Here is a 22,969-nt window from a genome sequence, read left to right on the forward strand (position 1 = left end):
GGGGATTCAGCCGTGCTTCGCCGCGATCGGCAACTGCCGGCCGCTGCCGAAGGCCCGGGCGCGCAGCCGCACGATCGGCGGCGCCTGGCGGCGTTTGTATTCGTTGCGGGCGATCATGCCCTTGATCCGCGCGATCAGCGCCTGACCTTCGTCGCTCGCGCGCAGCGCCGCGGCCGCCGCCTCCGCGGCACCGCGCTCATCCGGCGCCAGCCGCTCGCCCTCGATCAGGAGCTTGAGCACCTCGTCCAGCACCTCGTAGGGCGGCAGGCTGTCGGTGTCGCGCTGATCGGGCGCGAGCTCGGCGCTGGGCGGCTTGTCGAGGATCGCGGCAGGAATGATCTCGCGCCCGGCGGACTCGTTCAGGTGCCGGCTCAGCGCGAAGACCTCGGTCTTGTACAGGTCGCCGATCAGGCCCAGCCCGCCGTTGGTATCGCCGTAGAGCGTGCAGTAGCCGACGGCGATCTCGCTCTTGTTGCCGGTCGTCAGCAGCAGCGGTCCGTGAGCGTTGGACACGGTCATCAGCAGCGTGCCGCGCACACGGGCCTGCAGGTTCTCGAGGGCCAGCCCGGTGGGCCGTAGCGCCAGCGTGCTTGCGGCCATGGTGTCGGCGACCTGGCGGACGATGTCCTCGATCGGACAGATCTCGAGCGGGATGCCGAGGTTGGCGCACAGCGCCTTCGAGTCCTCGACGCTGCCCGTGGAGGAGAAGCGGGAGGGCATCGTGATGGCCATGACCCGGTCCGCGCCGAGCGCCTCGACCGCCAGCGCGAGCGTCAGCGCCGAGTCGATGCCGCCGGATGATCCCACGACGACGCGATCGAAGCCGCAGCGCCGCGCGTAGTCGCGCAGGCCGAGCACGATCTGCTGGCGATAGAACGCCATGGCGTCGAGGCCGGCGCTGGGCGGCGGCAGCGGCCCGCCGTCGCGCGGGGCGAAGGTGCCGCGGTCGGTTTCGAAGCGCAGCGTGACGATGTGCTCAGCGAAGCGCGCGGCTTCGAAGACGACGCCCGGCTCCGGCTCGATCGCGAAAGAGGCGCCGTCGTACACGAGCTGGTCGTGCCCGCCGATCTGGTTGACGAAGACCAGCGGCAGGCGATGCCGCCAGCACGCGGCCCGGAACACCGCATGACGCAGCTCGCGCTTGCCGACATGGCTTGGGCTCGCATTGATCGAGACGACCAGATCAGGTGCCGCGTCCGCCAGGCGCTGGAACGGATTGATCGCGTAGTCCTTGCCGTCGTCGTTCCAGCCGTCCTCGCAGATCATGAAGCCGACCTGCGCGCCACCAATGCGCAGCACGCGCGCGACATCGGGACCGGGCTCGAAGTGACGGCGCTCGTCGAAGACGTTGTAGGTCGGCAGCAGCTGCTTGTGATAGTCGAGCAGCACCTCGCCGTCGCGAATCACCAGCAGGGAGTTGCGATAGGCCTTGCCGGTGCCAGGGTTGCGCGTCGGCACGCCGACCACCCAGTGCAGGCCGCCGACCTCCCGCGTCGCGGCCAGCAGGTGATCCAGGGCCACGTCCAGGCGCTGACGGAAGTCCTCTTCGTCGAGCAGGTCGGCGGGGTAGTAGCCGGTCAGCGAAAGCTCCGGGAAGACGACGAGGTCCGCCCCCTCATGACGGGCGCGGCGCGCCGCGTCGAGATGCAGCGCCAGGTTGCCATCCAGGTCGCCGATGGTCGGATTGATCTGCGCGAGGGTGATCTTGAGCATGACTTCGCTCCTCAGTTGGCCTTCACGCCAAAGACCTGCCGCAAGTAGTTCAGGAAGGTTTCGTCATCGCACAGCGTCTTGCCGGGCGCGTCCGAGAGCTTGGCCACGGACTGGCCGTTGCAGCGGACGAGCTTCATGACGATGTTCAGCGGCCTGGGTCCGAGGTCGTTGCTCAGATGCGTGCCGATGCCGAAGCCCACCGGCACGCGCGCCGCGAAGTGCGCATGCAGCCGGAAGGCCTCGTCGCAATCGAGCCCGTCGCTGAACACCAGCCGCTTCGCGCGCGGGTCGATGCGCAGGGCCGCGTAGTGCGCGAGCGCCTTTTCGCCCCATGCCACCGGATCGCCACTGTCATGCCGCAGGCCGTCGAACAGCTTGGCGAAGTAGAGATCGAAGTCGCCGAGGAACGCGTCCATGCCGATGACGTCGGTCAGCGCGATCCCGAGGTCGCCGCGGTATTCCTGCACCCAGCCTTCGAGCGCCGCCCGCTGCGACAACCGCAGCTGCACGCCGACGGCCTGATAGGTCTGCAGGTACTCATGCGCCATCGTGCCGATCGGGATCAGCCCATGGCGCCGCGCCAGTTCCACGTTCGACGTGCCCTTGAGCACCTCGGGGATCTCGCGCTTGAGCGTCGCCACCACCTCGTCCTGCCAGTCGCCCGCGAAACGGCGGCGCAGGCCGAAGTCGAAGAACTCGAACGGATACGCCTGGGCGCCCATCGTGCGCGGCACGGCGGCGGCGTAGTCGCGCAGCCGGCCGATCTTCGCCGCGAGCCGCGCGCGCCCTTCGGCCAGCACCGCCGCGCGATCGCCGCCGCACAGCCGGCGGAAGTACAGCTCATTGACGATGGCGAGCACGAAGATCTCGAAGCCCATCACGTGGACCTGCGGCCCCTTCGCGACGATCACGAGTTGACCGGCCTGGGCGCCCTCGCCCGGCCGCGCGTCGATGAAGCGGCGCTGGAACCGGAAGATGCGCAGGAAATCGATGAAGTCGGACTTCATGAAACGCAGGCCGCCGAGGTAGGCCAGCTCCTCGTCGCTGAAGCCCAGCGTGCAGAGATGGTCCAGCTCGCGATTGACCGCCTCGCAGAGCTCGCTCAGCGCAAAGGCCGGCGTGTTGCGGCAGACAAAGCGGTACTCGGCGTCGTTCGCGGGGAAGGCATGCAGCAGCGTCTGCCACATCGTGAACTTGTAGAGATCGGTCTCGAGCAGCGAGCGGATGACAGGCGTGTCGTTCATCGTGACGCTCCGTCTCAGGCCGACAGCGCGCCGAGCGCCTGTGCCGCGGTCATCGACCTGACGCCCAGGGCGCGAGCCCGCTCGGCGAAAGCCTTGGCGCCCGCCTCGAAGCCGCCCACCGGGCTCATCGCGTCCTCGATCAGCACGACGCGGGCGAGGCGCTCCGGGCTCATCCCGGCGAAGAGGTCTTCCGCGGTCGCGGCGACACAGTGGCTGCTGGCCTCGCCGGCGATGAAGGTCAGGCCCGGGAAATCAACGATGCGGTCGACCAGCGCGCGGTTGGTCTGCGTGCGCGGATCGCTCGCGACCGGCACTTCGGCGCGCACGGCGCTGTACTGCTCGGTCATCGGGTTCAGGCCCTTGAGCACCTTCTCGACGGTGCGCAGCCGCGCCGCCTCCCACCGGCCCAGCGCGGCGGCAAGCTCCCCATGGATGTTGTGGCCCCAGGTGCCGACCACGCAGTGCGCCGGCCAGACCATCAGGATGTACTTCCTCGGGCTGGCCTCGAGGGCGTCGAGGTAGCCCAGCACCTGATCGCGCAAGGCCGGATCGCGCGGCGCGAAGCGGCCGGCGCGGACATCCTCCGCCTTGATCTGGGTGAAGGGCGCCACCGGCTGTGCCGCCCCGTCCGCACCGGGCTGTTGCCAGAACGCCGGGCGCTCGATCGCGTAGACCGGGTGCGAATCCAGTGTCACGACGATGTCCGCGATCGCGCCGGCCGCCTGGTCCACCAGCGCGGCCAGGCGCTGCAGATCCGCGTTGGCGCCGGTGACCGGCAGCGCGGCACCGGCGATGTCGCAGAAGTCGTTCTGCGGGTCGACGATCAGCAGTTGGGCGGTCTGGGTCATGAGCTACTCCGTTCGTGTCGTTCGGGATGTCGTGACGCCAGCATATCCCACTTCGTGCCTTTTTGCACTAAGCGGCGATTGCGAAAGTGGAAGGAAGTGAACGGGGATGAAACCAGACGTTTCTCGCTTGAATTACTGATCCGCGTTGCGCATTTGACGGGCCCGCGGCCGGATCGCCATAATTCGTGCCTTCGCGCACTAACAAGAACGTCACGCCGTGGACTTCGAACGCCCCATCGTCACCGTCGACATCGTGCTGCTGACGCTGCTGGAGGGCGCGCTCCACGCGGGACTGGCGCAGCGCGACAAGGCGCCTGCGCTGGGCGCCTGGACGCTGCCGGGCGGCTGGGTCCACACGGACGAGGATCAGGATGCCGATGACGCGGCGGCGCGCATCCTGCGCGAGAAGGCCGGCATCGTGTCGCCGTATCTGGAGCAGCTCCGGACCTTCTCGGGCATGCATCGCGACTCGCGGGGATGGTCGCTCTCGGTGAGCTACTACGCGGTGGTGCCGGGCCAGTTGAACGCCGCGGGCGAGCGCTTCCGCTGGGCGCCGGTCGACGGCCTGCGCTCGCTGCCTTTCGATCACGCGCAGATCCTGCGCACGGCGGCCGAGCGGGTGCGCTCCAAGACGCTGTATTCATCGCTGCCGGTGCACCTGATGCCGGCCGAGTTCTCGCTCGGCGAGCTGCAGCGGACCTACGAACAGGTGCTCGGCGCGGAGCTCGACAAGCGCAGCTTCCGCCGGCGCATCGAGGAGCTCGACGTGATCGAGGAAATCCCGGGCGCCTTCACCAGCGGCGGGAGCCACCGGCCCGCGCAGCTCTACCGGAAGAAGGCGCACGCGCCCGCGCTGAAGATGGCGGCGAGCAATCTGACCGTGAGCTGAGACGGAGCCCCGTCGCCAGCCTACACATTCCCGGCCGAGCTCACCCGCTTCCTGCTCGGCCGTTCCGCGCCTCAGCGCTCGAGGTAGCCGAAGGTCCCCTGGTCGCGGACCTCCTCCGCCGCCAGCCGCGCCGCCTTCATCGCGTGCCGGTAGAGCGACATCGCCAGGCTCACGCGCCGCACGCCGGCCTCGCCGAGCTCGCGCACCGTGAACGAGCGCCCCGGCACGCCGGCCATGAAGTTCACCGGCTTGGACACCGACGCGCACACGCGCCGCACCGCGTCGAGGTCCGGCAGCAGCGGCGCGAACAGCACGTCCGCGCCCGCACGCTCGAAGGCCTGCAGGCGGCGGATCGTGTCATCGAGGTCGTTGACGCCGTGCAGGAAGTTCTCCGAACGCGCGGTCAGCACGAACGGAAAGGGCAGCGCGCGGGCCGCCTCGACCGCGGCGGCGACGCGCTCGACGGCCAGGTCGAAGTCGAGGATGGCCGCGCCGCCTTCGCTCGACGAATCCTCGATCGAACCGCCGGCCGCGCCCGCCTCGGCCGCGAGGCGGATCGTCAGCGCGCAATCCTCGGGACGATGACCGAAGCCGTTGCCGAGGTCGGCGCTCAGCGGCAACGGCGTCGCGCCGGCCAGCAGGCGCACGTGGGCGAGCGTCTCGTCACGGGTCAGCTGGCCATCGCGCTTGCCGGCGGCTTCGGCCGCGGCGGCGCTCGAGGTCGCCAGCGCCGGGAAGCCCGCCGCCTCGAGCATCCGCGCCGAGGCGATGTCCCAGGCATTCGCGATGACGAAGGGCGCGGGGCGCTCATGCAGCGCGCGCAGGGTGGCGGCCTTGTCGGCCAGGCTCGGAGTGGGATGACTCATGGGGGGCCTCTTCGGTAGGACTGGGGGGCGGGTCGGAGGAATGACGCCGGATGCTAGGCCGCCCTCCTGCCGCCGGCTGGCAGGAACCGGACGCGTCCCTCGAACGAGCCACCCGCGCCGGTCTCGGCCTCGCGCAAGGCGGCGCTGGACGGCGCTGGGTGGCGCCCGCACCACGGTTTGGCCGCGTTCGCGAGCCTCCTCGCCCCGCGTGCGCGCGATGCGCACGAATTCCAACCCCAGAAAGTTGCGAACTATTCGCATTTGATAACGTATCGCGTTTGGCGCACTGAGCGCGGCCTTCCGCCCTCCCCTTCCGCCCTCCCGTTTCGCCCCTCGTTCCCCCGTCCTGACCCCTTCCGATGCCGTCCACCGCCTCCCGCGCCGCCGCGCCGCGCCTGTCCCTGATCGCCCTGTCCGTCCTCGCGCTGACCGCGCCGCTCGCCGCCCGCGCGCAAGCCGCCTCCGAACCGGCGAAGAAGCTGCTGGACGAGGTGGTCGTCAGCGGCGTGCGGACGAAGACCTTCGCGCCGACCACCGTGCAGGTCGGCGCCTTCCGCGACCAGGACCCGCTGGACGTGCCGCTGACCAACAACGTGATGCCGCGCGACCTGCTCGACGCGCAGGCGGCGCAGGGTCTCTATGACGCGCTGAAGAACACCGCTGGCGTGACCCGCTCGCAGGTCAGCGGCTCGACCTACGACAACCTGTCGATCCGCGGGATCATCGTGGAGAACCGCGGCAACTACCGCCTCAACGGCAACCTGCCGGTGGTCAACCTGATCGACATCCCGCTCGAGAACAAGGAGCAGGTCGAGGTGCTGAAGGGCGCCTCGTCGATGTACTACGGCATGGTGCCGCCGTCGGGCATCGTGAACTTCGTGACCAAGCGCGCCGGCCCCTCGCCGGTGACCTCGCTGACGACCACCGTCAACGACCATGGCGGCATCAAGGCCCACGTCGACATCGGCCGCCGCTTCGGCGCCGGCGACAGCATGGGCCTGCGCTTGAATGCCGCCACCAGCAAGGAGGAGACCGGCATAGACCGCTACAAGGGCGATCGCGGCCTGGTCTCGGTGGCCTACGACTGGCGCGCGGCCTCGTGGGCCAACCTCAAGGTCGACGTCGAGCATTACCGCAAGAACGTCAGCGAGCAGGCCGCGATCTCGCTGCCGGCCGCCGTCAACGGCACGATCACGCTGCCGCGCGTGCCGGACAACAAGACCAACCTCGCCGGCGACTGGGCCCGCTACGACGCCGAGGCGACCAACCTGCTGGTGCGCGGCGACTTCGCGCTCAGCGACGACTGGGTGCTGAGCGTCGAGACCGGCCGCGCCAAGACCTCGCGCGACCGCAACTACACGACCTTCGGCGCATATGACAACAGCACCGGCGCCGGCACCGCGACGACGACGGTGCTCAAGGGCCAGGCCTACACCAACACCAACCACCGCGTCGAGGCGATCGGCCGTTTCGACACCGCCGGCATCGGCCATGAACTGACCTTCGGCGCGACCTACAACCGCCGCGCCTCCGACGGCTGGACCAGCGCCACCGCCAGCGCCGCGCAGAACCTGTACGCGCCGGTCGACCTGCCGCAGCCCACGGTCACGCTCAAGCAGGCCGGCTATCCGTCGGAAATCAACGACCGCGGCCTCTATGTCTTCGACCGCGTGTCGCTGGGCTCGCAGTGGCAGGTGCTCGCCGGCCTGCGCAAGACCTTCTATCGCAGCGAGGCGACCAACCCCGCCACGCCGGTGGCCACCTACCGCGCGGACAAGATCACGCCCAACGTCTCGGTGATGTGGAAGCCGGTCAAGGACATGAGCGTCTACGCCAGCGCGCTGCGCGGCCTGGAAGAGACCGGCACCGCCCCCTTGAACGCGCTCAACGCCGGCGAGGTGCTGGCGCCCGCCGTCAGCAAGCAGCACGAACTGGGCGTGAAGGCGCGCCTGGCCCGGGTGCTGCTGCAGACCGCGGTGTTCCAGACCGACCGCGCGCTGGCCACGACGATCAACCGCGTGTTCCAGGTCGGCGGCGAGACGCGCTACCGCGGCCTGGAGTTCTCCGCCAGCGGCGAGATCGGCCGCGACTTCGCGCTGGTGGTCTCGGGTCTGGTGCTGGACGCCGAGATCACCAAGGTCGGCTCGGCCAATCCGCTCGAGCTCGGCAAGACGCCGGAGAACACGCCCAAGAACACGCTCAGCCTGTTCGGCGAGTACCGCGTCCCCGCCGTGCCCGGCCTGGCGCTGAACGCCGGCGTCTATCACGTCGGCAAGCGCGCGGTGAACAACAGCAACCAGGCCTGGATCAGCGGCTACGAGACGCTGTCCGTCGGCGCGCGCTACCAGACCGCGCTGCTGGGCAAGGCGGTGAGCCTGCAGGCCAACCTCGACAACGCGACCAACAAGGACTACTGGAGCACCGCCGGCAATGGCCTGCTGGGCGTCGGCGCGCCGCGCACGCTGCGCCTGACGGCCAAGGTCGACTTCTGATGGCGACGGAGCGCCCCATGGCCCTGATGACCGCCCGCCGCCTCTGGATGTGGCTGCACCGCTGGACCGGGCTGACGCTCGGGATGCTGCTCGCCGCGGCGGCGCTGCTGGGCACGCTGATGACGGTGCTGCGCCCGCTCGACGAGGCGATGCATCCCGAGCTGTTCCGCGCGCCGGCGCGGACGCCGGCCGCCCTTGCCGCGGTGGACGCGGCCGACGCGCAGACCCTGCGCCAGCCGCTGGAGACGCTGCGGCGCCGCGCCGCCGACGAGTTCGGCCCGAAGGCGACGCTGACGATCCGTCCGCCGCGCGAGGACGGCGAGTCGCTGCGCGCGATCATCCGCGGCGCGGCCTGGGACGGCACGATCTACCTCGATCCGGTGACCGTGCGCGAACTCGGCCGGCGCGGCGAGGCCGAGGGGCTCGCCAACACCGTCTTCGAGCTGCACAGCGCGCTGCTGCTCGGCGACACCGGCAAGGCGGTGCTCGCGATCACGGCGCTCGCCTACCTCGCGCTGCTGGTCACCGGCCTGATCCTGTGGTGGCCGATGAACGCGGCGCAATGGCGGCACGCGTTCAAGCTCAAGCTGGACAAGGGCACGACGCGCGGCCTGTTCGACCTGCACCGCTTCGGCGGGGCGGTGCTGGGGCTGCTGATCGCGGTGGGCGTGGCGAGCGGCGCCTGGATGGCCTGGCGGCCGATCGGCGGCTGGGTCAACGCGCTCGCGGGCGACACCGCGCCCAAGCCGCCCAAGGTCGGCAAGGACCATGGCGAGCGCGTGCCGCTCGACCTCATCGTGGCGCAGGCCCGCGCGCGCTGGCCCGAGGCGCGCCTGGGCTTCGTGCAGCTCGGCACCACGGACGCCAAGCCGGTGCGGCTGCGCTTTCGCGTCGCCGGCGAGCCGCATCCCAACGGCCTGTCCTCGATCTGGGCCGACCCGGTCGATGGGCGGGTGCTGGCGCAGCAGCGCTGGGACGAGCTGGACCTCGCCGGCCGCTCCACCGCGTGGATCTATCCGCTGCACGCGGGCGAACTATTCGGCCTGGCCAATCGTGTGATCACGGGCCTGGTGGGCCTGGCGCTGTTCGCGATGGGCGTCACCGGGGCGTGGCTGTGGTGGCGCCGGCGGCGCTGAGGGCCTGATCAACTCGTCGATGCAGCGCGCCACCGCGTCGCTGCCGGGATCCGGATCGAAGTAGTGCGTGTGGGCGCCGCCGCCGATGCACAGGTCCTTGCGCGGCGGGTCGTCCAGCGCGACCGCGCCCGCATCGTAGAAGGCCGCCGTGTGCTGGACGCCTTCGGGCGCCGGCTGCCAGATCCATCGCCCCACGTAGTCGCCGGCCGTGAACACGTTGGTCCACCGGTCGACGCCCAGGTCGCCGAGCTTGGGACCCTCCAGCACCCAGCGGTAGAGATCCGGGAAGCGCGCGGCGTACAGCTGCCGCAGCGGACTGCCGGCGGTGAACAGGTGGACCTCGACCTCGTCCAGCCATTGCCCCAGCAGCGCCGCCCGGCTGCCGTCGCCGCGGCGGGCGCGGTACGCCAGGTAGCGCAGCAGGTCCGTCGTGATGACGGTGCCCTGGCTGTGCGCCACGATGACCACGCGCGTGGCGCCTTGCTCCTTCAAGTGCTCCAGCAGCGCGACATAGCGCGCGAAGATGCGCGCCCGCGGGATCGCGCCGCGCGGGAACTCGCGCAGGTAGTTGTCGATGTCCAGCATCGCGTCCAGCGGCGCGCGCAGCCAGGGCGCGTACTTGGACAGCGTGCGGCCCAGCAGCGACAGCGCGCCCAGCGCCGAGACCGAGCCGGTGACGAAGGGCGCGAGCATCGCCTGCGACTGCAGGCCGCCGATGATCAGCAGCAGCTTCAGCTCCGCGATGAAGAACGGCGCGAACAGCTGCGTCGCCTCGATCAGCAGCAGCAGCCCGATGACGATGCCCACGGCCGCGCTGACCAGCGCCACCAGCGACACGAAGCCCTCCAGCCGCTCATGGCTGTCCGTCAGCCAGCGGCCCAGGTCGCCCGGGCTGCCGATACCCCGCTCCAGCTCCGCCAGCACGCTGGGCACGAGCATCGCCAGGATGTACAGGATCAGCGCGAACAGCAGCAGCGCGACGGCGCAGAAGCTCGCCGTGCTGTACACGTAGCGCAGCGTCAGGAAGCTCTCGGCCGGCAGCACCCGCGTGCTCAGCGGCTCCAGCAGCAGCTGGAAGCCCCAGAAGTCGGCCGCCACCTCCTGCTGGAGCTCGAACAGCCAGGGGCGGTAGCCCCATTTGCCGGCCGCGTTCTCCAGCACCTGGTGCGAGGTCGCCCAGATCACCATGCCGACCGCCGTGAACGAGGTCAGCGACACGCAGAGCCCGAGCCGGGCGGTGGTGACGCTGGCGCGCGCCTCCGGTCCCAGGCGGGCCTGCCGCAGGCCGCGCGCGATCCAGAACAGCAGCATGAAGGCGGCCACGCCCCACCACAGGTAGCTGCCCAGCAGCGACACCTCGAAAGCCCGCAGCGCGGCCTGGGTCCACCAGACCCAGACGTCCGCCTCCGGCGGCACCGGCTGCGCGGGCCCGAAGCCCGGAGGATCCAAAGCCGGCGGGAACACCGACGGCGCGTCCCGCATGGTCGCGGCGATGATGCCGTAGCTCACGGCGAGGAAGACGAGTCCGATCCGGCGCGTGGACACGAAGCGGCGATCGGCGACGCGCAGCCCGGCGTCGCAGGCGACGGCGAGCGCGGTCAGCAGGGCCAGGCCGAGCACCCACGGCGTCGCGTAGCCCAGGTACAGGACGGTGCCGGCCAGCACGGCCTCCAGCACCAGCACCGTGCGCGCCGGCCAGGATCTGATCCATCGGTAGGCGAGCCACCAGGCCGCCAGCAGGGGTCCGACCACGGCCAGCACCAGCTTGGCGGAGTTCGCCGCCGTGCCGCCGTCACCGGATCCGGCGCCCGCTCCGCCGTTGAGCACCGACATCAGCACGATGAACAGGCCGGTCAGCACCGACTGCAGGAACAGGTTGGCCAGCAGGTGGGCGAAGCCCCAGTCGAGCGCCGTCTGCAGCCGCGAGAGGCGGCGCCAGCCCTGCTGGGCGGCGGGGGAGGCCTTCGCGACTTCGGCGCCCTTGCGCGCGTGGTCGATCGTGTCGCGGGCGAGCTTGGACAGCCGGAACAGGATGGTGAACAGCTCGGTGAGGATGGGCGGCAGGGCACTGGACAGGCGGGACAGGTCGGCCCAGTACATCTCGTGGAAATCGATGCGCCGGGCGTTGTCGTCCGGCGCGCCGGACGCGTCCGTGCGCGTCAGCCAGATGCGGCGGCACTCGTAGGGCTCCGCGGCCGTGCCGCCGCGCTGCGCCTTGAACAGCAGGTAGTCGGTGAAGGCGAGGCCGAGGTCGGGGCGCTCGTCCGTCAGCCGGTCGCGGGGCGCATCCGCCGCCGGCGCGGTCCGGACCGAGGCCTCGTAGCTCGCGACCCGGGCCCGCACCGCCCCTTGATGCTCGCCCTGCGCCGCCCGGTCCAGCCAGCCGGGCCGCAGGAAGTCGGAGCGCAGCGATTGCCGCAGCGCCTTCATCGCGGGCGGCGTCTCGTGGGGATCGGGCATCGCCGGCACGCTGCCCTCGAGCGGCGGCACCTGGAGCATCAGGCAGTCGGAAGCCGCCTCGCTGTAGCGCACGCCGTCCGGCGGCCGCGTGGTCAGCAGCGAGGCCAGCGTGCGGACGGTGTCTCCCGGCGCCTGGTCCGCGACGCCGTGCACCGTGACGACGGCGGTCCGTTGCCGCAGGGGCGACGGCGTCCCGGGTTGAGATCCCTTGCGGTCCCAGATCCGCGCGCGAGCGCGGCGCGCGCCGAATGGGTCGCGCTCGTCCGGCGCGGTGTCGGCCATGGCATGACGCTCCCTGTGTCGTTCCCGGCATCGTGACATCCGGACAGGGGCGCGTCACGCGACACCATCCTCAAGGCATGGGATGTCCCCCGCCTCCCTGGCCCTCCTTGCCCGCACCGCCGGGCGCGCCCATCCCCAGCCGCTCGAAGACCTGCAGCTCGCGCGCCCCGACGGCGTGCGCCAGCATCCAGGCCGAGCGCGGCTTGAAGTAGACGTACTCCGGCGGCGTGCCCGCGGCGATCCGGTCGCGCAGCGGTTTCCACGCCGCCTCGGCCTCCGCCGCGCGGTCCAGCCGGCGCAGCGCCGCGCCCTTCACCGCCAGCGCGAGGTCCAGCCACGGCGCGATCGCCAGCGCCCGATCGGCCGCCTTCAGCGCCCCGGCCCCATCGCCGCCCTCCAGCGCCAGCCAGCCCTGCAGCGCGAGCACCGACGGATCCTCCGGATCAAGCAGCGCCGCCGCGCGCAAGGCATCGCGCGCGGCGTCCAGGCGCCGCGCCATCAGCAGGTCCTGCGCATGGTCGATGCGCAGCTCGATCAGGCCGGAGCGCTCGCGCACGACGCGGTCGTACAGCGCGAACGCCGCTTCCCAGCGCCCGGCCAGCGCCAGCGCGGTCGCCTTGCCCCACAGCGCCTCGGGCTTGTCGGCCTGCGCGGCGAGCGCGGCGTCGTACGCGGCGATCGCACCCTCGACATCGCCCAGGTCGCGCAGCACGCCGCCCGCCGCGAGGTTCACGCGCAGCGAATCCTCCGCGTTCATGCGCTCGCCGCCGGCGCGCAGCTCCTTGGCCACCGCCGGCAGCGGCACGCCCAGCCAGCGCCGCGCCTCGGCGACGGCCACGCGCACGTTGGCGCTGCCGCCATGGGCCGCCAGCGCCGCATCGGCCAGCGGGCCCACCAGCGCGCGATCGCCGCGGATCGCGCGGATGCGCAGCATCGCCAGCTGCGCCGCCTCGTTGTCCGGCGCCAGCGCCAGCGCCTGCTTCTGCTGCTCGAGCGCGCCGTCGACGTCGCCGGTCTCCAGCCGGCGCCCGGCCTCGTTGCTCATCGCGATGGGCAGGCTCGCGCTCGCGTCGGTGCGCGCCTGCAGCTTCAGCACCAGGCGCTGCAGGTCGGGATCCAGCTCGGCCAGGCGCTCGCGGACGATCTCGCGCGTGTCGTAGGCGTCGCGGCGAGGCGAGGCCTGCGCGTTCACCCCCTCGGCGAAGTACTCCCAGACCGTGCCGCTGGCGTAGCGCGACAGGAAGGCCTTGCCCGTCTTCGCGTCGCGCGCCTTGGCGGCGCGGTACAGCGCCTCGATCTCGCGCCAGTCGTCGGGGCCGAGCACGCCGTGCACCTGGTGCGACAGCTCATGGAGCACGGTGTTGTAGCGGTCGGCGATCAGGCGCTCGACGTCCTCGAAGCCGGTGACCGTGTTGTGGCCGCCGGCGCCGCGCACGTCGTCCCACAGCCGCGAGTCCGTGTCGATGCGCGCATCGCGCAGCGACTCCAGCTTGGGCGTCTCCGACAGACGCTGCCACATCGGCTTGATGTAGTGCGTGGCGCTGCCCTCGACCAGCACCGGGATGTAGCTCCTCCACGGCGCCACCGACAGCGCGACCCGCTTGCGGATGCGCGGCGACAGGTCCTGCCAGTTCAGCACGTAGCGCTCGATGCCGGGCACCTCGGGCATCGGCGCCGCGGCGAAGCGGGCTTCGTAGCCCTCGCGGTGCACCTCGACGGCCAGGCGCTGGAACTCGAGCGCCTTGGCCAGCACCGCGTGCGCGCGGCCATGGTCCGGACAGGCCTTGAGCGCCTGGCGCGACAGCGCCCGCGCCTGACCGGGATCGCCTGCCTCGAGCGCGTCCGAGGCGCGGCGCACCAGGCGCTCGGCCTCGTCGAAGCGGGCGCCCTCGTCGCGGCGCAGCTCGGTGTAGTTGCGGCGCGCGTAGCCATTGCCCAGCAGGTAGTGCGCGTGCTCGTCGTACGGGTTGTATTCGAGCGCCTGCTGCGCGGCGGCGGTCGCGTCGGCCGTACGGGCCAGGCGGATGAAGGTCTCCGCCAGGGCGCCGAGCGTCTCCGCGCCGCGGCGCCAGGCGATGCTTTCCTCCAGCCGCTTGAAGGCGGTGTCGAAATCGCGCTGCTGGTAGGACCACTGGCCGAGCGCGCGCAGCGCCTCGCCCTTCTCGCGGGAGGTCGACGCCGCCTGGAGCGCGCGGTCCAGCAGCCCCTTCGCGCGTTCATCCTGGTGCAGCGCGAGCGCCAGCTCGCCGGCGGCGAGCAGGTCCACGGCGTCGGCCGTGCCGTGCTCGATCGTGGTGCGCGTGCGGCGGTCGATCTCGGCCAGGTCGTCCCGGGCGCGCAGGCCGTCGTAGAGGACGGTGCGCTCCTCGGGGCCCAGTGCCGGCTTGGCGGCCAGCGCCTTCAGCAAGGGCAGCGCGCGCGGAAAGTCCTGCGTGCGCAGCCAGACGCGCAGCCGCGTGAGCCGCGCCGCCGGGCGGTCGTCGAGCCGGTCCAGCGACGCGGCGGCTTCGTCGACGCGGCCAGCCTCGACCAGCGCGTCGACCAGCTCCGGCGTTGGCGCGGTGGCCGCCTCGGCGACGGCCACCGGCGCGGAGGGCTCGGCCGCCGGCGCTGGCGCGGCGGTCAGGATCAGCAGGGCGGCGCTCAGTGCGCCAAGGGGCATCGGAGCTCGGGATCGGGGCATCGTCATGGGGAGTCAATCGCCGGAGGGAATCGAGGCACCGACTGTCCCACACGCGCCCGGCAGCTTTTTCCGACCAAGGAGACCCAGGGCAAGACCCGGCCCCGGGGGCGCCGGCAGGCGTCCCCCAGGGCGGCGACGGTCCGCCGCCGCGCCGGGAACCTCATCTGCCCCAGGCCGGTCGACACCGGTCCCGTCGTTTCCGGTGCACCCGACCTGATGCCGCTGTACCACCTGCCCCCTTCCCCCGTCCCGCCCGTTCCGGTCGGCCTCCCGCCACCCGCCGGACTTGCCTCCTCCACTTCCGGCAGCCCGTCCCCGGCCGATGCCGCCGCGCCCGCCAGCCCCTCGGCGACGGCCTCGCGCGCCCTCGAGCGGCGCTGGGCGCAGTCCGTCGCCGCGCATGCGCTCTGGTCCCGCCAGGCACCGGTGGTGCCGCTGCTGCTCGACTGGCTGCGCGACGCCGACGACATCGCCCGCCGGCTCGGCCACGCGATGTGGCGGCACTTCGCACAGCATCTGTTGCAGCACGCCAGTACGCGCGACCTGCGCGCGATGGGGCTGGACGAGCGCGTCGAGGCGCGGCTCTGGACCTCCTGGCCGGAATGGCGCACCGCGGGCTTCCGCATCGCCGACGCGCCCGGACGCCTGCACCGGGCCGTGGTCTGGTGGGAGGACGGCCGCCTGCCCGAGTACCCCCGCGACGACGGCGTCTTCGAGGCGCCCTATGGCGCGGCACTGTGGCTGGACGGCCGGCTGCTGCCCTATCCGCAGGAGCTGACCTTCGGCTGCTCGATCAATGGATCGGGCGAGTGGATCGACGACCGCTACTTCGTCGTCGACGTCGACGGCCCGCCCGAGCACCCCGACTACATCGAGGAACGCGCCAACGGCCGCGGCTCGGTGCTGAGCCTGCTGGTCGTGGACGCGCGCCGCCGCAGCTGCCACCTGGTCAACCCGCGCGCCCACGAGCCCTGGCTGCGTCCGCGCATCACCGTGCAGACCGACGGCCGCTGGCGCATCGATCCCGGCATCGACGCCAGCGCCGGCACCGCGCTCTACGACGAGGACGCGGACCGGCCGGCCGCGCCGTCGCGGCTGATGCTGCCCTCGGACCTGCCGCCGCCCTCGATCGAGGCGGAGATCCCCGCCGACGAGGCCGAACCGCGCTCGCTGGCGCCGGCCTGGCGCTACGTCGTGGACCTGTGGAACGCGGACAGCGTCCGCCTGACCGGGTTGCTCGGCGAGATGAACTACGAGCTCGCCCTGGACAGCTTCCGCGACGCCGCCCTGGGCTGGTGAGCCGCCGCGGCCTCGCGGCAGTTCGCCATGAACTGCTCCGCGGCCGGCGTCGGGCGGCGCTGGCGCAGCGTCATCAGGCCCACGGGCGGCAGCTCGATCGGGATGTCGATCGGCAGCACGGCCGCCAGCCCCTCGCGCGCCAGGGTGCGCGCGACGTTGTCCGCCACGAAGGCCGCCGCACCACGCTGGCGCAGGAAGGTCAGCGTGACCAGGAAGGACGCGCTCTCGATGATGTCGCTCGGCGGGTCGAGCTGCTGCGCATAGAACAGCTGGTTCAGCTTGATCCGGGACGAGGCCCAGGGCGGCGGCATCACCCAGGGCATGCGCGCCAGCGCGGCCCATGGCGGCTGCCGGGGCTTGCGCGCGGTGGCCAGCGCATGGTCGGGCCGCACGACGATGCGCATCGGCTCCTCGTACAGCGGCTCCATCGTCAGGTCGGGCGCGGCGTAGCCGGGCTCCAGCCGCGACACGATGACGTCGAGCTCGCCAGTGCGCAGGCGCGGCAGCAGCCGGGTCAGGTCGCCCTCCTCGATGTGGACCGTCGTCAGCGAGGACTGCCGCTTGAGCCGCTCGACCGCGCCGGCGACCACGCCGGGCGTCGCCACCACCATCGCGCCGACGCTGACCCGGCCCGCCGCGCCGCTGGCCACGGCGGCGATCTCGTCGCGGGTGCGGGCGTAGTCCGACAGCACCGAGCGCGCGAAACGCACCACCGCCTCGCCGAACGGCGTCGGCTCGGTGCCCCGCGTCGAGCGCGTGAACAGCGTCAGCCCGAACATGCGCTCGACCTCGGCCAGCGACTTCGATACCGCCGGCTGCGTCTGCGAGAGGAACTCCGACGCGCGGCCCAGGTGGCGGAACTGGTCCAGCGCCACCAGCATCTGCAGGTGGCGCAGCTTCAGGTTGGAACGCAGGACGCGGTCGATCTGGCTCATGGGGGCGCATCTTAGTCTTCATGCCGTTCATGACATGAAGGCTGTCCAGTTCTTCATTTGAGGTGCATGGAGCCGATGCCCACAATGCGGCGCAAAGACCACCAGGAGACAAGCCATGACCATCCGCACGGACCGCCGCCGCGTCCTGCTCGCCGGCGCCGCAGGCCTCGGTGCCGCCGCGCTGTCGCTGCCGCGCCTCGCGGGCGCCACCGCGGCCTACCCGGGCGAGCGCGCCCTCACCTTCATCTGCCCCTGGCCGGCCGGCGGCACCGCCGACGTGACGATGCGCGCGCTGTGCCTGGCCGCCTCCAAGGCGCTGGGCCAGACCGTGATCATCGAGAACCGCGCCGGCGCCTCCGGCATGCTCGGCACCAAGGTGCTGTCGCAGGCCAAGCCCGATGGCTACACGATCGGCCAGATTCCGATCTCGGTGACGCGCTTCGCGCAACTGCGCACCGTGCAGCTGGATCCGCTCAAGGACCTGACCTACCTGGCGCGCGTCAACGGCCAGACCTTCGGACTGGTGGTGCGCGCCGAGTCGCCATGGAAGACGCTGGCCGAGTTCGTCGCCGCGGCCAAGGCCAAGCCCGGCCTGATCACCTACGGCAGCGCCGGCATCGGCGGCGCGACGCATGTCGGCATGGAGGAGTTCAACCTGCTCGCCGGCATCCAGCTCAACCACATCCCCTACAAGGGCGGCGCGCCGGCGCTGCAGGACCTGCTCGGCGGCCAGGTGGACGCGGTGGCGGACTCCAGCTCGTGGGCGCCGCATGTGAAGTCCGGCAAGCTGCGGCTGCTGGCCACCTGGGGCGAGACGCGGACCAAGGACTTCCCCGGCGTGCCCACGCTCAAGGAGAGCGGCTACCCCCTGGTCGTCGACGCGCCCAACGGCATCGGCGCGCCCAAGGGCATGGACCCGGCGATCGTGGCCAGGCTGCGCGACGCGTTCCGCAAGGCCGCCGCCGATCCCGACTTCATCGCCACCTGCGACCGCATCGACTCGCCGGTGATGTACCTGGACCAGCCGGACTACGAGAAGTACGTCCAGGCCACCTACCGCAAGGACACGCAGCTGATCGAGCGCCTGAAGCTGCGCGAGCTGCTGGCCAAGGGCTGAGCGAGAGACCCCGACGATGACCGCTTCTTCCACCGCCGACACGGGCGCCTCGCCGCTGCTGCGCCTGCACCGCGACGACAACGTGCTGATCGCGCGCCAGGTGCTGACGCTGGGACAAGCGCTGCCGGAGTTCGGGCTGCGCCTGAAGGCGCAGGTGCCCGCCGGCCACAAGATCGCGGCGCGCCGCATCGCCGCCGGCGAGCCGATCCGCAAGTACAACGCGGTGATCGGCGTCGCGGCGCGCGACATCGACGCCGGGGACTACGTGCACGCGCACAACATCGCGCTGGTCGATTTCCATCGCGATCCGGCCTTCGGCGCGGACGTGCGGCCCATCGACTACGTGCCCGAGGCCGAGCGCGCGACCTTCCAGGGCATCGTGCGCGCCGACGGCCGCGTGGCGACGCGCAACTTCATCGGCATCGTCGCCTCGGTCAACTGCTCGTCGACGGCGATCAACCGCATCGCCGCGCACTTCACGCCGGAGCGGCTCGCGGCATGGCCGAACGTCGACGGCGTCGTCGCCTTCGCCCAGACCAGCGGCTGCGGCATGTCCTCGCCCAGCCCCCACTTCGACCTGCTGCGCCGCACGATCGCCGGCTATGCGAGACACCCCAACCTCGCGGGCGTGCTGATCGTCGGCCTGGGCTGCGAGCGCAACCAGGTCGCGGACTTGGTCGCGTCGCAGCATCTGGTCCCCGGCCGCAACCTGCGCACGCTGGTGATGCAGGAGACCGGCGGCACCCGCGCCACCATCGATGCCGGCATCCGCGCGGTCGAGGAGATGCTCCCGGCGGCCAACGACATCGCGCGCCAGACGGTCAGCGCGGCGCACCTGAAGATCGGCCTGGAATGCGGCGGCTCGGACGGCTTCTCCGGCATCGGCGCCAATCCGGCGCTGGGCGCGGCGATGGACATCCTCGTGCGTCATGGCGGTACCGCGATCCTGTCGGAGACGCCGGAGATCCACGGCGTCGAGTACATGCTCACCCGGCGCGCGGTCAGCGCCGAGGTCGGCCAGAAGCTGCTGGACCGGCTGGCCTGGTGGGCGGAATACACCCGCGGCCACAACGGCCAGTTCAACGGCGTCGTCGGCCCCGGCAACCAGGCGGGCGGGCTGGCCAACATCTTCGAGAAGTCGCTGGGCTCGGCGATGAAGGGCGGCACCACGCCGCTGCAGCAGGTCTACGAATACGCCGAGCCCATCGATCAGGCGGGCTTCGTGTTCATGGACTCGCCGGGCTATGACCCGGTCGCCACGACCGGCCAGATCGCCAGCGGTGCCAACCTGATCTGCTTCACCACCGGGCGCGGCTCGATGTTCGGCTCCAAGCCGGCGCCGACGATCAAGCTCGCCAGCAACACGCCGATGTTCACGCGCCTGGAGGAGGACATGGACATCAACTGCGGCTTGGTCATCGACGGCGCGCTGAGCATCGAGCAGATGGGCCGGCGCATCTTCGACCACATCCTGCGCGCCGCGTCCGGCGAGCCGACCAAGAGCGAACTGCTCGGCCTGGGCGACCACGAGTTCGTGCCCTGGCACCTGGGCATCGTCAGCTGACCTGAACCACCCCATGCAAACGAAGAACCACATCGCCGGCCGCTGGTGCGACGCGGCATCCGGCGACCGCTTCCCGGTCGTCGACCCGGCCGACGAGGCGCGCATCGCCGAGGTGCCCGACAGCGGCGCCGACGACGCGCGGGCCGCGGCCGACGCCGCGCACGCCGCCTTCCCTGGCTGGCGCGCGGTGCCGGCCAGGCAGCGCGCCGCGATGCTCAAGCGCTGGAACGATCTGATCCTGCGCGACCAGGACCGGCTTGGCGCGCTGATCTCGCAGGAGCAGGGCAAGCCGCTGGCCGAAGGGCGCGCCGAGATCGCCTATGCGGCCAGCTATGTCGAGTGGTTCGCCGAGGAAGCGACGCGCGCCAACGGCGAGGTCATCCCAGCGCCCGTGCAGGGCCGGCGGATGCTGGCGCTGCGCGAGCCGGTGGGCGTCGTCGCGGCGATCACGCCGTGGAACTTCCCGGCCGCGATGATCGCCCGCAAGATCGCGCCCGCGCTGGCCGCGGGCTGCACCGTCGTCGCCAAGCCGGCCGAGGACACGCCGCTCACCTCGCTCGCGCTGGTCGAGCTCGCGGTCGAGGCCGGCCTGCCACCGGGCGTGCTCAACATCGTCTGCGCGTCGCGCGAGCGCACGCCGGAGGTCGTCGACGCGTGGCTCATCGATCCGCGCGTGCGTAAGATCACCTTCACCGGCTCGACGCCGGTGGGCAAGCACCTGGCGCGCGAGTCGGCCGCGACGCTGAAGAAGCTCTCGCTCGAGCTCGGCGGCAACGCGCCGTTCATCGTCTTCGATGACGCCGATGTCGACGCGGCGGTGGACGGCCTGATGGCGGCCAAGTTCCGCAACGGCGGCCAGACCTGCGTGTGTCCCAACCGCGTGTTCGCGCAGGCGGGCATCCACGACCTGTTCGTCGAGAAGCTCGCGGCGCGGGTCGGCGCGCTCAAGGTGGGGCCGGCCAGCCGGGCCGATTCGCAGATCGGGCCGATGATCAACGCCCGCGCGGTCGAGAAGATCGAGCGCCATGTCGACGACGCGGTGGCGCGCGGCGCCCGGGTCGTCACCGGCGGGACGCGCGTGCGCAACGACGTCGCCGCGGGCCCCAACTACTTCGCGCCGACGGTGCTGACCGGCGCGACGGCCGCGATGCAGCTCTGGCAGGAAGAGACCTTCGGCCCGGTGGTGCCGGTGCTGCGCTTCGAATCGGAGGACGACGTCATCGCCGCCGCGAACGACACGCCCTTCGGCCTGGCCGCCTACTTCTACACCCGCGACATCGCCCGCGCCTGGCGCGTCGCCGATGCACTGGAGAGCGGCATCGTCGGCCTCAATGAAGGCGCGATCGCGGCCGAGGCCGCGCCCTTCGGCGGCGTCAAGGAATCGGGCTACGGCCGCGAGGGCTCGACGCACGGGCTCGACGACTACCAGCACCTGAAGTACGTCTGCCAGGGAGGCCTGGCATGAGCGCGCCCGCGGCCATGGACTTCTCCAATCCGTTCAAGCGCGCATTGAAGGCCGGCCAGCCGCAGGTGGGGCTGTGGCTCTCGATGGCGCAGGCCTACAGCGCGGAGGTCTGCGCGACGGCCGGCTTCCAGTGGCTGCTGATCGACGGCGAGCACGCGCCCAACGAGCTGACCAGCACGCTGCAGCAGCTGCAGGCCGTGGCGCCCTATCCGTCGCATCCGGTGGTGCGCGCGGTCAACGCGGACAAGGACGGCATCAAGAAGCTGCTCGACATCGGCGCGCAGACGCTGCTGGTGCCGATGATCGACACGCCGGAGCAGGCGGCCGCCGTGGTCGCGGCGACGCGGTATCCGCCGCACGGCGTGCGAGGCGTGGGCGCGGCGGTGGCGCGCGCGTCGCGCTGGGGGCTGCGGCGCCAGTACCTCGACGAGGCCGATGGCGACGCGTGCGTGCTCGTCCAGGCGGAGACCGCGACGGCGCTGAGGCACCTGGAGGCGATCTGCGCGGTGGACGGCGTCGACGGCGTGTTCATCGGGCCCGCGGACCTGGCGGCCTCGCTGGGTCATCGCGGCCAGCCGACCCATCCCGAGGTGCAGGCCGCCATCGATGGCGCGATCCGCACCATCGTCGCCAGCGGCAAGGCGGCCGGCACGCTGACCGGCGACGCGGCGCTCGCGCGCCATTACCTCGCGCTCGGTGCGAGCTTCGTCGCCGTCGGCATCGACGTGACGCTGCTCGCGCAGGCCACGCGTAGACTGGCCGCGGACTTCGACCTCGCGCCGCCGCAGCCGGCGCCGGCCGGCTCGCCCTACTGATCTCCCGTTGAAAGCACGACCATGAGCAAGACGTACAAGATCGCCGTCATTCCCGGCGACGGCATCGGCAAGGAAGTGATGCCCGAGGGCCTGCGCGCGCTGGAAGCCGCCGCGAAGCGCTTCGGCATCCGCTTCGAGTTCACCCGCATCGAATGGGCCAGTTGCGACTACTACCAGCAGACCGGGCAGATGATGCCGGACGACTGGAAGGCGCAACTGCAAGGACAGGACGCGATCTTCTTCGGCGCGGTCGGCTGGCCGGCGACGGTGCCGGACCATGTGTCGCTGTGGGGCTCGCTACTGAAGTTCCGCCGCGAGTTCGACCAGTACATCAACCTGCGGCCGGTGCGGCTCTTCGAGGGCGTGCCCTGCCCGCTGGCGAATCGCAAGGCGGGCGAGATCGATTACTTCGTGGTGCGCGAGAACACCGAGGGCGAGTACACGAACCTGGGCGGCGTGATGTATGCGGGGACCGATCGGGAGATCGTGATCCAGGAGTCGGTGTACTCGCGCTTCGGCGCGGACCGGGTGCTGAAGTACGCATTCGAGCTGGCGCAGGGCCGCGAGCGCAAGCATCTGACGGTGGCGACGAAGAGCAACGGCATCGCGATCTCGATGCCGTGGTGGGATGGGCGGGCCGACGCGGTGGGCGCGGGGTATCCGTCGGTCACGGTGGACAAGCAGCACATCGACATCCTGTCGGCGCGTTTCGTGCTGCAGCCGGGGCGTTTCGACGTGGTGGTCGCGTCCAACCTGTTCGGGGACATTCTTTCGGACCTGGGACCGGCGACGACCGGCACGATCGGGCTGGCGCCGTCGGCCAACCTGAATCCGGAGCGCTCGTTCCCGTCGCTGTTCGAGCCGGTGCATGGCTCGGCGCCGGACATCTACGGCAGGAACATCGCCAATCCGGTCGCGATGATCTGGTCCGGGGCGCTGATGCTGCAGTTCCTGGGTGAACAGGCGGCGCATGACGCGATCCTGGCGGCGATCGAGAAGACGCTGGCGTCGGGGCCGCGCACGCGTGACCTCGGCGGCGAGGCCAGCACGACCGAGATGGGGCAGGCGATCGCGGCGCTCATCTGAGGCCGGTCTCCAGGGGCAGCAGCGCTGGGGCAAGAACTCCCTCGCCCCCCGCGAGGGGGGAGAGGGCAGGGGAGA

At 71.5% G+C, this 22,969-nt stretch carries 16 protein-coding genes; 9 read left to right on the forward strand and 7 right to left on the reverse strand.

Features of this window, described 5'->3' with window-relative positions; genetic code table 11:
- Nucleotides 1-6 precede the first annotated feature (6 nt).
- Genes ACEN96_RS24100 through ACEN96_RS24110 form a run of 3 tightly spaced genes read right to left on the reverse strand, consistent with a single transcriptional unit; the run spans nt 7 to nt 3,805 of the window.
- Entirely contained in the window at nt 7-1,713 is a 1,707-nt protein-coding gene (locus ACEN96_RS24100; protein WP_495585552.1) for an NAD+ synthase, read from the reverse strand.
- An 11-nt stretch (nt 1,714-1,724) separates the two neighbouring features.
- Entirely contained in the window at nt 1,725-2,957 is a 1,233-nt protein-coding gene (gene pncB, locus ACEN96_RS24105; protein WP_495585553.1) for a nicotinate phosphoribosyltransferase, read from the reverse strand.
- A 14-nt stretch (nt 2,958-2,971) separates the two neighbouring features.
- Nucleotides 2,972-3,805: a cysteine hydrolase family protein gene (locus ACEN96_RS24110; RefSeq protein WP_495585554.1), complete on the reverse strand. Its 834-nt coding sequence runs from the start codon at nt 3,803-3,805 to the stop codon at nt 2,972-2,974.
- Between the two features lie 217 nt (nt 3,806-4,022).
- Between ACEN96_RS24110 and ACEN96_RS24115 the strand changes: the two genes are divergently transcribed.
- The gene (locus ACEN96_RS24115; protein ID WP_495585555.1) at nt 4,023-4,694 is read left to right on the forward strand and encodes an NUDIX hydrolase; all 672 of its coding nucleotides are present in this window, start codon (nt 4,023-4,025) and stop codon (nt 4,692-4,694) included.
- A 71-nt stretch (nt 4,695-4,765) separates the two neighbouring features.
- Here the strand turns inward: ACEN96_RS24115 and ACEN96_RS24120 are convergent, their stop codons facing one another.
- The gene (locus tag ACEN96_RS24120) at nt 4,766-5,560 is read right to left on the reverse strand and encodes an isocitrate lyase/PEP mutase family protein (protein WP_495585556.1); all 795 of its coding nucleotides are present in this window, start codon (nt 5,558-5,560) and stop codon (nt 4,766-4,768) included.
- A gap of 359 nt (nt 5,561-5,919) precedes the next feature.
- Here ACEN96_RS24120 and ACEN96_RS24125 point away from each other — a divergent pair, with 359 nt between their 5' ends.
- Nucleotides 5,920-8,052, forward strand: a complete 2,133-nt coding sequence (locus tag ACEN96_RS24125; RefSeq protein WP_495585557.1) for a TonB-dependent siderophore receptor — start codon at nt 5,920-5,922, stop codon at nt 8,050-8,052.
- 17 nt (nt 8,053-8,069) lie between these two features.
- Nucleotides 8,070-9,188, forward strand: coding sequence for a PepSY-associated TM helix domain-containing protein (locus ACEN96_RS24130; RefSeq protein ID WP_495585558.1), 1,119 nt, complete (start codon nt 8,070-8,072; stop codon nt 9,186-9,188).
- Here ACEN96_RS24130 and ACEN96_RS24135 read toward each other — a convergent pair.
- Both ACEN96_RS24135 and ACEN96_RS24140 read right to left on the reverse strand, forming a co-directional pair.
- A complete protein-coding gene (locus ACEN96_RS24135) occupies nt 9,087-11,930 on the reverse strand; it encodes a lipase family protein (RefSeq protein ID WP_495585559.1) in 2,844 nt (947 codons plus the stop codon). The genes ACEN96_RS24130 and ACEN96_RS24135 overlap by 102 nt on opposite strands.
- 70 nt (nt 11,931-12,000) lie before the next feature.
- Nucleotides 12,001-14,592 (reverse strand): tetratricopeptide repeat protein, encoded by a 2,592-nt coding sequence (locus ACEN96_RS24140; protein WP_495585560.1) that lies wholly within the window; start codon nt 14,590-14,592, stop codon nt 12,001-12,003.
- Between the two features lie 237 nt (nt 14,593-14,829).
- Between ACEN96_RS24140 and ACEN96_RS24145 the strand changes: the two genes are divergently transcribed.
- Complete coding sequence (locus ACEN96_RS24145; RefSeq protein ID WP_495585561.1) at nt 14,830-15,912, forward strand: hypothetical protein; 1,083 nt, start codon at nt 14,830-14,832, stop codon at nt 15,910-15,912.
- Here ACEN96_RS24145 and ACEN96_RS24150 read toward each other — a convergent pair.
- Nucleotides 15,864-16,847, reverse strand: coding sequence for a LysR substrate-binding domain-containing protein (locus ACEN96_RS24150; RefSeq protein WP_495585562.1), 984 nt, complete (start codon nt 16,845-16,847; stop codon nt 15,864-15,866). The genes ACEN96_RS24145 and ACEN96_RS24150 overlap by 49 nt on opposite strands.
- 115 nt (nt 16,848-16,962) lie before the next feature.
- Between ACEN96_RS24150 and ACEN96_RS24155 the strand changes: the two genes are divergently transcribed.
- Genes ACEN96_RS24155 through ACEN96_RS24175 form a run of 5 tightly spaced genes read left to right on the forward strand, consistent with a single transcriptional unit; the run spans nt 16,963 to nt 22,894 of the window.
- Nucleotides 16,963-17,964 (forward strand): tripartite tricarboxylate transporter substrate binding protein, encoded by a 1,002-nt coding sequence (locus tag ACEN96_RS24155; RefSeq protein ID WP_495585563.1) that lies wholly within the window; start codon nt 16,963-16,965, stop codon nt 17,962-17,964.
- Nucleotides 17,965-17,980: 16 nt separating this feature from the next.
- Nucleotides 17,981-19,528, forward strand: a complete 1,548-nt coding sequence (locus tag ACEN96_RS24160) for a UxaA family hydrolase (RefSeq protein WP_495585564.1) — start codon at nt 17,981-17,983, stop codon at nt 19,526-19,528.
- Nucleotides 19,529-19,541: 13 nt separating this feature from the next.
- A complete protein-coding gene (locus ACEN96_RS24165; RefSeq protein WP_495585565.1) occupies nt 19,542-20,993 on the forward strand; it encodes an NAD-dependent succinate-semialdehyde dehydrogenase in 1,452 nt (483 codons plus the stop codon).
- A 14-nt stretch (nt 20,994-21,007) separates the two neighbouring features.
- Nucleotides 21,008-21,808, forward strand: coding sequence for a 4-hydroxy-2-oxoheptanedioate aldolase (hpaI, locus tag ACEN96_RS24170; protein WP_495588676.1), 801 nt, complete (start codon nt 21,008-21,010; stop codon nt 21,806-21,808).
- A gap of 21 nt (nt 21,809-21,829) precedes the next feature.
- Complete coding sequence (locus ACEN96_RS24175; RefSeq protein WP_495585566.1) at nt 21,830-22,894, forward strand: tartrate dehydrogenase; 1,065 nt, start codon at nt 21,830-21,832, stop codon at nt 22,892-22,894.
- Nucleotides 22,895-22,969: the final 75 nt, after the last annotated feature.

It is taken from the genome of Roseateles sp. Mitsp63 (assembly GCF_059491535.1).